We start from the raw sequence: 13,387 nt of genomic DNA on the forward strand, positions 1-13,387 counted from the left end.
GGTAGTCAGAGATTCCGCATATGCATACCGATCGCATCCGCCTGTCTTCTCTTCATAGCAAGGTCATGAGCGCTGAACAGGCTGCTTCTTTGATTCAGGACGGCATGACAGTCGGTATGAGCGGATTCACCCGTGCCGGCGAAGCCAAGGCCGTGCCGATGGCGCTGGCCGAGCGCGCCAAGAAGACCCCGATGAAGATCAACCTCTTCACCGGCGCCAGCCTGGGTAACGATCTGGACAAGATCATGACCGAAGCCGGCCTGCTGGCCCGTCGCTCGCCGTTCCAGGCCGATGCCACCCTGCGCAAGGCGATCAACGCCGGCGAGGTGATGTTCATCGACCAGCACCTGTCGCACACCGTGGAGATGATGCGCAACAACCAGCTGAAGAAGCCGGAAGTCGCCATCATCGAGGCCGTGGCCATCACCGAGCAGGGCCACATCGTGCCGACCACCTCGCTGGGTAACTCGGCCAGCTTCGCGCTGTTCGCCGATCAGGTCATCGTCGAGCTGAACCTGGCCCACAACACCAACCTGGAAGGTCTGCACGACGTCTACATTCCGACCTATCGTCCGAACCGTCTGCCGATCCCGCTGCTGAAGGTCGATGACCGCATCGGCACCACCGCCATTCCGGTCGACCCGGCGAAGATCGCCGCCATCGTGGTCACCAACCAGCCGGACTCCTACTCGACCGTCACCCCGCCGGACGAAGAAACCGCTGCCATCGCCAGCCACCTGATCAAGTTCTTCGAGAACGAAGTGGAAGCCGGCAACCTGCCGCGCAACCTCGGTCCGCTGCAGGCCGGTATCGGTAACATCGCCAACGCCGTGCTGACCGGCCTGAAGGATTCGCCCTTCCAGGATCTGGTCATGTACTCCGAAGTGCTGCAGGACTGCACCATCGAGCTGATCGATGCCGGCAAGATGAAGTTCGCCTCCGGCTGCTCCATCACCCTGTCCGAGCGCTGCAACGAGCGCGTGTTCGGCAACATGGAGAAGTACAAGGACAAGCTGGTGCTGCGTCCGCAGGAAATTTCCAACCACCCGGAAATCGTCCGTCGTATCGGCATCATCGGCATCAACACCCCGCTGGAGTTCGACATCTACGGCAACGTGAACTCCACCCACGTGGGCGGCACCCGGATGATGAACGGCATCGGCGGTTCGGGCGACTTCGCCCGCCACGCGTTGGCCATCTTCGTCACCAAGTCCACCGCGAAGGACGGCAAGATCTCCTCCGTGGTGCCGATGGTGTCTCACGTTGACCACACCGAACACGACGTGGACATCGTGGTCACCGAGCAGGGTCTGGCCGACCTGCGTGGTCTGGCGCCGCGCGAGCGCGCCCGCGTGATCATCGACAACTGCGTGCACCCGAGCTACCGCGACAAGCTGAACGACTACTTCGAGCGCGCCTGCGCCAAGGGCGGTCAGACCCCGCACATCCTGCGCGAAGCGCTGGAGTGGCACATCCAGCTGGAAGAAACCGGCTCGATGCTGTAAGCGGCGCACACTGCAAGACAAAAGCCCCGATGAGCGATCATCGGGGCTTTTTGTTTGGGCGGGATTTCGTCAGGTGAGCGGCGGGGCGTGCCGTGACGCGTGGGGCCGGCTGGCGCCGGCCTTGGCCGGGATGAACCCGGCCCTACAGGTTTTGCAGGCAGGTTCAGCCGGGCACGTTCCTCGTAGGGCCGGCTTTATGCCGGCCGTCGCTGCCGAAATCCTCACCTTGGCAGCGGCCGGCCCGATCACTCTTCCCCGGCTAGCCAGAGATTGCTGTTCAGGCGCTGGTCGAAGCGCGGCATATACGGCGCAACCGAAGCGGGGTCAGTCTGTTGGGCTTGGCCTGCGCGAGGCTTGCGCCTACAGTGGTGCGCGCCGCCTGAGGAGTCGTTATGCGTGTGGATACCTCTACGGGCTGGGTCGACGGCATCCGCCACTGCCCCTCGCCCAATTACAACCAACGCCCGCTGGGGGAAATCTCCCTGCTGGTGATCCACAACATCAGCCTGCCGCCGGGGCAGTTCGGCACCGGCAAGGTGCAGGCGTTCTTCGGCAATCAGCTGGTGGTCGATGAACATCCCTATTTCGCCGAGATCTGCCACCTGCAGGTTTCCGCGCATTTCCTGATCGAGCGTGACGGCGCCGTCACCCAGTTCGTGTCCTGTCTGGACCGTGCCTGGCACGCCGGCGTCTCGCACTTCGACGGGCGCGACAACTGCAACGACTTCTCGCTGGGCATCGAGCTGGAAGGCACCGATGAGCAGCCCTACACGGATCGCCAGTATCAGGCGCTCATCGAACTGACCGAGCAGTTGCGCGACGCCTGGCCGGCCATTACCGTCGAGCGCATCTGCGGACACTGCGACATCGCGCCGGGACGCAAGACCGATCCCGGCCTCGCCTTCGACTGGGCGCGCCTGCGCGCTGCCCTGGCCGTACGAGGAACCTGGGTATGAATTTCATCGTTCTGTTGCTGGTGCTGTGGGTCGAGAAATTCACCGGCTGGCGCCACCGCGTGCAGCACGACGCCCTGTGGCTGCGTCTGCTGAGCCGGGTCGAGGCCACCCCGCGTCTGGCGCCTCGGCCCTGGCTGATGCTCGCGGCCCTGCTGCTCCCGCCGCTGCTGGCGCTCGCCCTGCTGCTCTGGCTGCTGCAGCCGGTGGCGTATGGCTGGCTGGCCCTGCCGGTGCATCTGTTGGTGCTGCTCTATAGCCTGGGTCGCGGCGATGTGCAGGCGGCCTTCGGCGCTTTCCGTGACGCCTGGCGGCGCGAGGAGCTGGAAACCGCCTCGCTGGCCGCCGAGCGTGACCTGCAGGTGCGGGCCGACAGCCCTGACGAACTCCTGCCGGCGGTACAGGAGCGGCTGGGCTGGCGGGCCCACGAGGCGTTTTTCGCGGTGATCTTCTGGTATGCGCTGCTCGGCCCGCTGGCCGCGCTGGGTTACCGGTTGCTCGCCCTCACCGAGACGCACGCTCGCGGCCAGTCCCTGCAGGAACTGGCTGCGCAGTTTCGCCATGCCCTGGACTGGCTGCCGGCGCGCGCCCTGGCGGCCAGCATGGGGCTGGTCGGCAACTTCGTGGCGGTCAATCGGGTGCTGTTGCCCGAGCTGCTGCACTGGCAGCAGCCGGCCGAGCGCCTGGTGGGCGCCGCCCTGCGTGCCGCCGGTGAATGCCAGGACGCACCGCGCGGCGACATGGGCGCGGCCAGTCTGGATGAGCTCTGGCAACTGCTGGTGCGCGCGGCGCTGCTCTGGTATGCGGTGTTCGCGCTATGGTCGCTAGTCGTGGGGTAGCCACTGGTTCTGGTTCAGGCGTGCGTCTACCCACTGCAGCATGGTTTTCACGCGCGCCTCGACAGGTCCGCGGTAAGCGTCGTCAGTGAAGCGCCCGGTTAGTCGGGTGTGTCTGCCATCTTCGGCCGAGAAACTCAACGTTCCTTCGGGTGCCAGCCAGGTGATGATGGAGCCGCGCTGGGCCACCACGCCATCGAGGCTTGCCGAGCCATCCAGCAAGGAGCGACCAAAGCTGGCGATGGACTGGTCGATATTCAGCAGCGTCATCAGGGTCGGCAACACGTCGTATTGCGAGGCGAAGCCCGATTCGCGACCCGGGGCAACCGAGCCGTCGGGGGTATAGATGAAGAAGGGAACCCGGAACTGGCTGGCCGGATCCTGGGGATCCGGAAAGATCGTGTGGTCTGACAGAAATACGAATGTCGTGTTCTGGTACCAATCCTGCTGCTGCGCATGCTGCATGAATTGCTCGATGGACCAGTCGCTGTAACGCAGGGTATTCAGATAGGCATCCAGGGAGCCGGTCACATGGGGGCGGATATGGAATTCCGCGCCGGGGTCCGGGAAGGGGTAGTGAGTGGTGCCGGTAAAAAAGAACGTGAAGAACGGGGAGTCCGGATTCGGGCGTTTATCAATCCACTGCGCGGCGTACATCAAACCGTCGTAATCCCAGCCGAACAGGGGGACTTCCTGAGGATACTGGCGAACCAGAGGAAAATCTTCCTTGGCAGAGTAGTGCTTGAAGCCCAGTTGCGCGGCAATACCATCCATATGGAACGAGCGGCGGTTGGACGTTTGCACCATGATGGTTTCGTAGCCTTGTCCCGCAAGTAGTTGGGCCAGACGGGTCATGCGGTTCTGCTCCAGGCCCCAGCCCAGCGCGGGCTGGCTGGGCAGCACCGGTACCGAAGTCAGGATCGCCTGAATGCCTTCGATGCTGCGTTGACCTGCCGCGAAGAAATTGTCCCAGACGCGGGATTTCTTCATCAGTTCGTCCACGAAAGGCGTGGCACCGTACTGGCTTCCCGAGAGGCCATCAATATGCGGATAACTCCAGCTTTCCAGCAGAACCAGCACCAGGTTGCGGCGCTTTACTCCTGCGGCAGGCTGGTGCCAATTGGCCAGGAACGGATCTCTTGCCTGCCAGTCCATGCCATCAAGGTTGGCCTTCAAATCAGTCTGAGTGAAGAATGCCAGCGGCTCACGGTCCTGCTTGCGGGCCTTGCGGGTGTTGTGGATCACCGCGAACGCGCCATTGAGCGCCAGGGATGCCTGCTTTTCGCCGCCCGCGGCAAATGCATCGATGGTGCTGAGAGGTTTGCCCGTGACCACGCCGCGCGCCCCCAGGAACACCAGCACAAGGGCCAGCACCGCCAGTGCGGACCGCGAGCTCCAGTGGCCGCTCAATGGCTGGCTCAGGGTGGGACGCACTACCAAGCGCTGCCAGGCGATGGCGCCGACAGCCAGGGCCGCGAAACTGCCCAGAGTGATAGGCAGATAGGATGAAAATGCCGCCTCGAGCAGCATCGGATAGTCATCGCCGATGAGCAGAATTTCCCGGCCGGCATGGCGATACACCTCGCCGAAGTACAGCAGGTCGCCCATGTTGACCATGAACAGACCGGTCAGCGCGAGGAACGTCGTCCAGAGGCCGAGATGAATCAGCACGGTCCGCAGGCGAATGCGGAAGGGGAACAGGGCCAGCGCAAGGAAGGGCAGGCTGGCAAGCATGGCGATGGAAAGATCGAAGCGAAAGCCGATGAGATAGATACGAGCCAGCTCGGCCAGGTCAAAACTGCCGAAGTACTCCTTGTACACCAGGTAATAGCCGGTGCGGATCAGCGCAAAAATCAGCAGTGCGAATACGGCAACCCGTAGCGGTATCAACAGCAAGCTCGGCACGATAGCTCCATGGGGCAGGAAAAAAGGCTGCGCATTCTAGGGCCATGTGCTGTCAAGAGGCCATCCGTTTACCTTTAGTTACCCACCCCGCCGTCGATATCGTTTATAGATGAGGCAGTTTGCCATCGCGGCGAAATGACGCGTGCGACCCTGCATGGCAAGCCCTACGCATAACAAGAAGAAATAGGGAGGGTTTCCTCATGAAGGCGCTGCTATATCCCGCCATGCGGCTGATGGACCGGCTGGGCTTCGGCATGAAGTTCGGGTTGATCAGTGTCGTATTCTTTCTGCCCATCCTCATCACCAGTTTCTACCTGCTGCGCGATGCCTACGAGCAGTACGGGCGTACCGCGCTGGCGCGCGACAGTCTGGTGCTGCTCGATGCCGGGTTCGACGCCCGTCGCGACCTGGAAACGTACCAGGCGCTGCTGGCGATTCGCGCCACCGAGCCCCAGCAGGACAAGGCGCTGCTCGACAGTCGCCTTGGCGAACTGCAGCAGCGGCTGCGCCAGCGGCTGCAGGCGTTGCCGACCGGCATGTTCCCGCCTGCGGCACGCGCCGTGCTGGACCAGGAGCGCGGCGCACTGCTCAATCAGTTGCAGGCAGTGGCGGACGAGCCGTCCCAGCACAGCAAGGTGCTGCATGCCGAGCGCCTGTATGCCGCCGCCCAGGTCTTCATCAACCGCATCGTCAATGACAGTGGCCTGGGACAGGACGCCGAGGCCGAGGTGCGCCAGCGCACCGAACTGATCAGTCGCGGTACCGCCGAAGTCACCATGCTGCTCGGCCAGTTGCGCACCATCGGCACGGCAGCGCTGGGGCAGGGCGTGCTGCATTCCAATGACAGCATGCGCCTGGATGAATTGCTGAGCGCCCTGGAAAAACTGCAGGGTGCCTACGGGCTGATGCTGGAGCCGCTACGCGGTGGCGCCCTGGCGGCGCAGGCCGAAGCCAGCCTGAGCAGCCTGGCGGAGCTGGCGGGCCGGCTGGAGGAAGAGGTGATCATGTCCGACAGCCTGAGCACGCCCTGGCCGGTGTTCTTCGAGCAGATGAGCGGACTGCTGGCGCGCACCCACGCGCTGGAGGACGCCAGCCTGCAGCGACTGGAACAGCGCCTGGCCGAACGCCTGGCCGCCCAGCAGGCGCGCATGTTCGGCCTGCTCGCCGCCATGCTCGGCGTCATGCTGCTGATCGCCTACCTGTATGGCGCCTTCTACCTGTCCATCCGTCAGACCCTGCAGGCCCTGCGGGGCGTCATGCGGCAGGTCGCGGCGGGCGACATGACGGTGAGCTTCCAGGCCGCCAGCCGCGACGAGCTGGCCGAGCTCGGCCAGGACTTCAGCGCCAGTGTGGCCCAGGTACGGGTGCTCATCGAGCGGGTCGGGCAGACCGCCGCCGAGGTGGAAGGCCAGGCGCAACGGGTCGAAGAGATCTCCAGCCAGAGCAGCCAGGCGGTGCGCGAGCAGCGCGAACGCATCGACCAGGTGGCCACGGCGATGAACGAGATGTCCGCCACCGCCCAGGAAGTCGCGCGCAGCGCCGCCACGGCGGTGACCAATGCCCAGGGCGTGAACCGTGAAAGCAGCGCCGGACGCGAACTGGTGGACAAGCAGGTGCGGGAAATCCAGCACCTGGCCGAAGGCCTCGATCGCGCAGTGGCGACCGTCAACCGCCTGGCCGTGGACAGCCAGGCCATCGGCCAGGTGCTGGACGTGATCAAGGGGGTCGCCGAACAGACCAACCTGCTGGCGCTCAACGCGGCCATCGAGGCGGCGCGCGCCGGTGAGCAGGGTCGTGGCTTCGCGGTGGTCGCCGACGAGGTGCGCAGCCTGGCGCAGCGCACCCAGCAGTCCACGGCGGAAATCGAGCAGATGATCGCCCGCCTGCGCGAAGGCGTGAGCGCGGCGGTGGACGGCATGCACACCAGCCATAGCCAGGCGGACGCCACGGCGGGCCACTCCGGCGCGGTGCAGCAGGCGCTGGAAAACATCCTCGCCGCGGTGAGCGCCATCGTCGATCAGAACCAGCAGATCGCCGCCGCCGTGGAGCAGCAGACCGCCGTGGCCCACGACATCGATCAGAACATCGTGCAGATCAGCCAGACCGGCGAGCGCACCTCCGACGGCGCCGCCCAGGCCGAACAGGCCAGCCGCGAGCTGTCCGGTTCGGTGGCCCGGCTGCGGCAGCTGATCGGCACGTTCAAGGTGTAAGCCGCTCCGGCGCGGCGTCCGAGGCTCAGAGCGCGCTGCGCAAAGGCGGCTCGCCCAGTTCGAGCAGGGCGTCCATCACCTCCTGCGCCCGCTCCCGTTGCGCCTCGGAGCGTGCGCTCCGCTGTCGGTCCCGGGCGATATCCAGCAGCGCGGGGGTCGGAGTGGGCAGCACGGCCTGATCCGCCAGCAGGCGCATCAGATCGACACGCTGGGCCAGGATCAGCGATTCGAGCAGCACGTCGTGGCCGTTGAATTCGCAACGCTGCCCGGCTGCGAGCTTGCTGCCGTGGCTGAGCAACTGGCTGAAACTCTCGCGGCTGGCGTGCGGGTCCCCGTCGCTGCGCAGCGAGCGGGCGAACAGCTGGATGGCGGTGTAGCGGGTGTTGCGGTTGTGGCAGTTGAGCCGGCCGTCGGACTCGATGTTCGGGTCGGCGCCGGCGGCCAGCAGGGCGTTCACGGCGGGGAAGTTCTGCGCCTCGCTGGCCCGGTGCAGCGCGGTCTTGCCGTCGCCGTCGCGCTTGTCCAGGTCCTGCGTGAGTTGCAGCAGCTCGTCGAACGCGTCCTTGGCGCGCCGGTCGGCGGCCAGCTTCATGAGCAGGGTGACGCCCTGCGCGTTGGACGCCTCCAGAACGGTGCCGTACAGGGCCAGGAAGCGCAGGCGCGGCCAGGGCGCGTTGTCCTTGAGATCCCGCTGCAGGGCGTGTTCGGCCAGGGTTTGGCCGCGATACTGCCCATGCAGCTGCGCACCGTGGCTGATCAGCAGTTCGGCGATTTCCAGTTCGAGCGACTGCAGCGCCAGCAGCAGCGCGCTGTAGCCGTCTTCGCCGACGACCTCGCCGGGAATGCCTTCCTCCAGCAGCGAGCGGACCTTCGCCAGGTCGGCGGCGCGCACCGCGTCGAGCAGCGGCCAGTGCGCCCTGCATTCGGCGGCGCTGGCCTTGGGCAGCTGCAGATTCTCCAGCACGCGGTGCGGCACCGACTGTCCGCCGGCCAGGCGCAGCGAGCAATACACGCGGTAGTGCTCCAGGGCCCGGGCCAGATGCGTTCGGTTGTGCGGATCGCGCGTGTGCAGGCGCCAGTCCAGGTCGGCCAGGTTCAGGTGCGCCGGCGTGCGTTGCGGATCGCGACGCAGCACCTCGAGCAGCAGCGGGCGGGCCTCGGCGAGCCGGTCCGCCTCGCTCAGCCAGTAGGCCGTGTCGTTGAGCAGGCGCACCACTTCCGCTTCGTGCCGGCCGACCTGGCGATAGTCGTGGCGCATCAGAAAATCGCGCAGCGGCGTCAGGCTCGGCAGTGCTCCCTTGTTGCGGAAGGCCTCGGCATGCAGTCGGCGCAGTTCCTCCACCGCATCCGCGGCGGGCTGGACCGGCAGCAGGATGACGCCGGCGGATCGCTGGCGCTCGGCGTGGGCGGCCAGTACGGCCTGCCAGACCTGTAGACGCTCGGGCGTCATCGGTTGCAACGGCTTCAGGCGGGCCGGCTTGCCGTCCGGCGCATGGCCGACCGCCATGCGGGGTGCGCCCTCGCTGGCGCCATCGAGCAGCAGATGGCCCCGGGTCGGCGCACCGGGGCAGTTGAAGGTGACGGTCAGCAGGTGCAGGTCCTGGCCGAGCGCCTGGCGGCTCGCCCAGCGGTCGACGTCGCAGTCGCTCAGTGCATCGAACGCCTCGCGGCTGAACAGCGGCAGCGGGCCGAGCTTGTGGACCCGCTGGCGCAGGCGCTGATCCTCGTACAGGTTCAGGTAGAACAGGCCGTTGAGCTCGCTCAGCACGGGCCAGTAGCCGGCGCCGAGCGGCAGGGCGGTGGGGCTGGAAGCGAACGGTCGCTCCGGCGAATCGAGCACGATCGAACCGGTCAGACGCATCCAGGCGATGTCGATGTCGAAGGCGGACACCTGGCTGCTGAACAGGGCGCAGGAAAGCCACAGAGAGCGAAACAGCGTGCGCATGAGCGGGACGTCCGTGTAAAGGCGGGGTGCCATCATAGTGGGCCGGTTCGCCAGCGGCCAGCCGGGGCGCTACCCAGGCCGATCGGGGCGGCGGCGATTCATTCCTGCCAGCCGAACACCCGGCAGCTGTTGCGATAAGCGGCCTCGGCCAGCGCATTGGGCTCGATGTTCATCTGCCGGGCCAGGTCGGCGCAGATCGCCGGCAGAAATTCCGGGCTGTTGCGCTGCCCCGGGTGGCTGGCCGGTGCCATGTCCGGCGCATCGGTTTCCAGCACCATATCCTCCAGCGAAAGCCGCTCCAGCATTCGGTGCATGCGCTTGGCCTGCGGCCAGGTGCCGGCGCCGCCGAGGCCGAGGTAGAAGCCCTGGCGCCGATATTCGCGGGCCTCTTCGTAACTGCCGCTGAAGGCATGCACGATCCCGCCACGCGGCAGGCGCAGGCGCTTGAGGGTGGCGATCACCTCGGCGTGGGCGCGGCGCACGTGCAGCAGAGCGGGCAGTTCGAATTCCCGCGCCAGCTGCAGCTGGGCTTCGAACAGCGCCTGCTGGGCCGGCTTGTCCGGCTGTTCCACGTAATGGTCGAGGCCGATCTCGCCCACCGCGCAGAGCTTGGCATGGCCGGCCCGTTGCGCCAGGCGCTCGCGCAGTTGCGAGAGATGTTCGGGGCGATGCCGGTCGAGGAAGCACGGATGCAGACCGAAGCTGGCGTACAGGCCATCCTCGGCGCAGGCCAACGACCACAGGCGGTCCCAGTGATCCTCGGTGACGCCGATCAGCACCTGGCGCTGGACGCCCAGTGCCCGGCTGCGCGACAGCACGGCGGCGCGGTCGGCGTCGAACTCGGGGAAATCCAGGTGGTTGTGGGTATCGATATAACGCATGGCGCACAGGATAGCGCGGGCCTCCTTCCGCTTCGAGACGCCGCTCTGCCGCGCGCCTTGCCGTGGCCCGGGCAGGAAGCCAGAATGCCGCCAACCGTCGCGGCCGCCGCCGCTCCTGCAAGGATTCCCGATGTCTGATTTCGCCGCCCTGCTGCGCCTGTCCCCCGAAGCCCTGACCCGCCCCTGCGACCCGACGCAATTCCGCTTCGCCAGTACCGACGAGCTGGAGCCCTTTCGTGGCGTGCTGGGCCAGGAACGGGCGGTGGAGGCGCTGCAGTTCGGCGTGGCCATGCCGCGGCCGGGCTACAACCTGTTCGTCATGGGCGAGCCGGGCACCGGGCGCTTCTCCTTCGTGCAGCGTTACCTGAAGGCCGAGGCCAAGCGCCTGCAGGCGCCGGCGGACTGGGTCTATGTGAACAACTTCGACGAACCGCGCGAGCCCCGCGTGCTGGAGCTGCCCGCCGGTACGGCGGCGGCGTTCATCGCCGACCTGGAAGCGCTGATCGATAACCTGCTGGCCACCTTCCCGGCGGTGTTCGAACAGCCCAGCTATCAGCAGAAGAAGAGCGCTATCGACCGCGCCTTCAACCAGCGCTACGACCAGGCTCTGGACATCATCGAGAAGCTGGCGCTGGAGCGCGGCATTGCCCTGTACCGCGACAGCGCCAACGTGGCCTTCACGCCGATGAAGGATGGCAAGGCGCTGGACGAGGCGGAGTTCGCCCTGTTGCCCGAGGCCGAGCGCGAGCGCTTCCACAGCGACATCAGTCACCTGGAGGAACGGCTCAACGAGGAGCTCTCCAGCCTGCCGCAGTGGAAGCGCGAAAGCAGCAATCGGCTGCGCCAGCTCAACGAGGAAACCATCACCCTGGCCCTGCAGCCGTTGCTGGCGCCGCTGGCGCAGAAGTATGTGGAAAACGCCGGGGTCGATGCTTACCTGCAGGCCATGCAGGTCAACCTGCTGCGCACCGTGCTGGAAACCCTGGTGGACGAAAACCGCACCGACGTGCAGAAGCGCAACGACCTGCAGGAGCTGTACGCCCCCGGGCTGGTGGTCGCCCAACCGCTGGACGGCGGCGCGCCGGTGGTGTTCGAGCCGCACCCGACCTACGACAACCTGTTCGGGCGCATCGAATACAACACCGACCAGGGCGCGCTCTACACCAGCTACCGGCAGTTGCGTCCCGGCGCGCTGCACCGCGCCAACGGCGGTTATCTGATCGTCGAGGCGGAGAAGCTGCTCGGCGAGCCCTTCGTCTGGGACGCCCTCAAGCGTGCCCTGCAGTCGCGCAAGCTGAAGATGGAGTCCCCGTTGGCCGAGCTGGGCCGGCTGGCCACCGTGACCCTGACGCCGGAGGTCATCCCGCTGCACGTCAAGGTGGTGATCATCGGCTCGCGGCAGGTGTATTACGCCTTGCAGGATCTGGATCCGGACTTCCAGGAGCTGTTCCGCGTGCTGGTGGACTTCGACGAGGAGATTCCGCTGGCCGATGACAGCCTCGAACAGTTCGCCCAACTGATCAAGACGCGCACCTCGGAGGAGGGGCTGGCGCCGCTCACCGCCGCCGCCGTGGCCCGCCTGGCCACCTACAGCGCGCGCCTGGCCGAGCATCAGGGCCGTCTCACCGCGCGCATCGGCGATCTGTTCCAGCTGCTCAGCGAGGCCGATTTCCTGCGCCAGCTGGCCGGCGACGCCCTGACCGACGCCGCCCATCTGGAGCGCGCCCTGCAGGCCAAGGAACGGCGCACCGGGCGGGTCTCGGCGCGCCTGCTGGACGACATGCTGGCCGGCATCATCCTGATCGACACCGACGGCGCGGCCATCGGCCGCTGCAACGGCCTGACCGTGCTGGAGGTCGGTGATTCGGCGTTCGGCCTGCCGGCGCGCATCTCCGCCACCGTCTATCCGGGTGGCTCGGGCATCGTGGATATCGAGCGCGAGGTCAATCTCGGCCAGCCGATCCACTCCAAGGGGGTGATGATCCTCACCGGCTACCTGGGCAGTCGCTATGCCCAGGAATTCCCGCTGGAGATCTCCGCCAGCATCGCCCTGGAGCAGAGCTACGGCTATGTGGATGGCGACAGCGCCTCGCTGGGCGAGGTGTGTGCGCTGATTTCCGCACTGTCGCGCACGCCGCTCAAGCAGGGCTTCGCCATCACCGGCTCGATCAACCAGTTCGGCGAAGTGCAGGCGGTGGGCGGCGTCAACGAGAAGATCGAAGGCTTCTTCCGCCTCTGCGAAGCGCGCGGGCTGAGCGGCGAACAGGGAGCTATCATTCCCTATGCCAACATCAGCAACCTGATGCTGGATGAACGAGTGCTGCAGGCGGTGCGCGAGGGCCGCTTCAATGTCTATGCGGTGCGCCATGTGGACGAGGCGCTGAGCCTGCTGGTCGGCGAGCCCGCCGGTGCGCCCGATGCGCAGGGCGAGTTTCCCGCCGGCAGCGTCAACGCCCGTGTGCTGGAGCGGCTGCGCGAGATCGCCGAGGTGGAACTGGATGACGAGGAACGCAAGGCGGCCGCCGAGGCGGCTACGGAGTCTGGTCAGTCACTGAGCGATGCGTCCACCCCTCAGGCGTGACGGTGGCTGCTGCGACGTTTTCAGCGCTCGCCCACAGACTTATCCACATATTTTGAGGATAACTCCCAGCTGTGCCCGGACTGCTCCGGGCTGGGAACAGCCCCCCTGGGAGAAGAGTCATGTCGCATCACATCTGCCTGGTCCGGGACTACCTGGGCATGAGCATGCGCATCGAGGCCCGCATCCATGCGCTGGCCGGCGGCAACGGACGCTGGACGCTGCTGTGCGCGGCCGGGCTGAGCGGGTCGCAGCCCACGGAAATCAAGGTGCAAGGCCCGTTCCTGGGCGTCGGCGAGGCCAATCGGGTGCTGGCGGCCATCGTCGACAACCTGCGCGAGCAGGGCTACCAGGAGGTGTTCGACGAGCCCATCTGGCGGCTGCACATGCAGGCCCGGCTGCGCCAGTTGAACGGCCAGCCGCAACGCCGCGCCTGGCCCTGAGCAAAGGTTGGAGCTTTTCTGCGCAATCTGTCCGCAGGTGGCGCACGGCGGGTTCCAGCGGGGTCTGTGAACAGGCCTTTCCACCGAGTTATCAACAGCTTGCGTGGATAACCGGTGCGTTTTCCACTGTC

General features: G+C 66.3%; 9 protein-coding genes and 1 pseudogene. 7 read left to right on the plus strand and 3 right to left on the minus strand.

Annotated features, from left to right (window positions below):
- The first annotated feature begins 20 nt into the window (after nt 1-20).
- The 3 genes from VL129_RS08605 (at nt 21) to ampE (ending at nt 3,297) form a co-directional block, all read left to right on the plus strand.
- Nucleotides 21-1,505 (plus strand): acetyl-CoA hydrolase/transferase family protein, encoded by a 1,485-nt coding sequence (locus VL129_RS08605; protein WP_325412072.1) that lies wholly within the window; start codon nt 21-23, stop codon nt 1,503-1,505.
- A 392-nt stretch (nt 1,506-1,897) separates the two neighbouring features.
- Complete coding sequence (gene ampD / locus VL129_RS08610) at nt 1,898-2,461, plus strand: 1,6-anhydro-N-acetylmuramyl-L-alanine amidase AmpD (protein ID WP_325412074.1); 564 nt, start codon at nt 1,898-1,900, stop codon at nt 2,459-2,461.
- The gene (gene ampE, locus VL129_RS08615) at nt 2,458-3,297 is read left to right on the plus strand and encodes a regulatory signaling modulator protein AmpE (RefSeq protein ID WP_325412076.1); all 840 of its coding nucleotides are present in this window, start codon (nt 2,458-2,460) and stop codon (nt 3,295-3,297) included. The genes ampD and ampE overlap by 4 nt, the downstream gene beginning before the upstream one ends.
- Here ampE and VL129_RS08620 read toward each other — a convergent pair.
- Entirely contained in the window at nt 3,283-5,199 is a 1,917-nt protein-coding gene (locus VL129_RS08620) for an LTA synthase family protein (RefSeq protein ID WP_325412078.1), read from the minus strand. The genes ampE and VL129_RS08620 overlap by 15 nt on opposite strands.
- 1,181 nt (nt 5,200-6,380) lie before the next feature.
- On the opposite strand from VL129_RS08620, the pseudogene VL129_RS17170 reads away from it, so the two are divergent.
- Nucleotides 6,381-6,527, plus strand: a pseudogene (locus tag VL129_RS17170) (hypothetical protein); the annotation flags it as partial.
- Between the two features lie 168 nt (nt 6,528-6,695).
- The gene (locus VL129_RS17175) at nt 6,696-7,409 is read left to right on the plus strand and encodes a methyl-accepting chemotaxis protein (protein WP_414705176.1); all 714 of its coding nucleotides are present in this window, start codon (nt 6,696-6,698) and stop codon (nt 7,407-7,409) included.
- Nucleotides 7,410-7,434: 25 nt separating this feature from the next.
- On the opposite strand, the gene VL129_RS08630 is transcribed toward VL129_RS17175, so the two are convergent.
- Nucleotides 7,435-9,354: an ankyrin repeat domain-containing protein gene (locus VL129_RS08630; RefSeq protein WP_325412082.1), complete on the minus strand. Its 1,920-nt coding sequence runs from the start codon at nt 9,352-9,354 to the stop codon at nt 7,435-7,437.
- A gap of 98 nt (nt 9,355-9,452) precedes the next feature.
- Nucleotides 9,453-10,235 carry a TatD family hydrolase gene (locus VL129_RS08635; protein ID WP_325412084.1) on the minus strand — a complete coding sequence of 261 codons (783 nt, stop codon included), beginning with the start codon at nt 10,233-10,235 and terminating at the stop codon, nt 9,453-9,455.
- Nucleotides 10,236-10,365: 130 nt separating this feature from the next.
- Here VL129_RS08635 and VL129_RS08640 point away from each other — a divergent pair, with 130 nt between their 5' ends.
- A complete protein-coding gene (locus tag VL129_RS08640; RefSeq protein ID WP_325412086.1) occupies nt 10,366-12,816 on the plus strand; it encodes a Lon protease family protein in 2,451 nt (816 codons plus the stop codon).
- Nucleotides 12,817-12,935: 119 nt separating this feature from the next.
- Nucleotides 12,936-13,256 carry a PA4575 family protein gene (locus tag VL129_RS08645; RefSeq protein ID WP_325412088.1) on the plus strand — a complete coding sequence of 107 codons (321 nt, stop codon included), beginning with the start codon at nt 12,936-12,938 and terminating at the stop codon, nt 13,254-13,256.
- Nucleotides 13,257-13,387: the final 131 nt, after the last annotated feature.

The organism is Pseudomonas sp. (genome assembly GCF_035497915.1).
GTDB lineage: Bacteria > Pseudomonadota > Gammaproteobacteria > Pseudomonadales > Pseudomonadaceae > Serpens.

Coding starts and splice junctions, on each gene's coding strand:
- VL129_RS08605 (WP_325412072.1), top strand. CDS start 21: ATGCATACCGATCGCATCCGCCTGTCTTCTCTTCATAGCAAGGTCATG.
- ampD (WP_325412074.1), top strand. CDS start 1,898: ATGCGTGTGGATACCTCTACGGGCTGGGTCGACGGCATCCGCCACTGC.
- VL129_RS08640 (WP_325412086.1), top strand. CDS start 10,366: ATGTCTGATTTCGCCGCCCTGCTGCGCCTGTCCCCCGAAGCCCTGACC.
- VL129_RS08630 (WP_325412082.1), bottom strand. CDS start 9,354: ATGCGCACGCTGTTTCGCTCTCTGTGGCTTTCCTGCGCCCTGTTCAGC.
- VL129_RS08635 (WP_325412084.1), bottom strand. CDS start 10,235: ATGCGTTATATCGATACCCACAACCACCTGGATTTCCCCGAGTTCGAC.
- VL129_RS17175 (WP_414705176.1), top strand. CDS start 6,696: ATGAACGAGATGTCCGCCACCGCCCAGGAAGTCGCGCGCAGCGCCGCC.
- ampE (WP_325412076.1), top strand. CDS start 2,458: ATGAATTTCATCGTTCTGTTGCTGGTGCTGTGGGTCGAGAAATTCACC.
- VL129_RS08645 (WP_325412088.1), top strand. CDS start 12,936: ATGTCGCATCACATCTGCCTGGTCCGGGACTACCTGGGCATGAGCATG.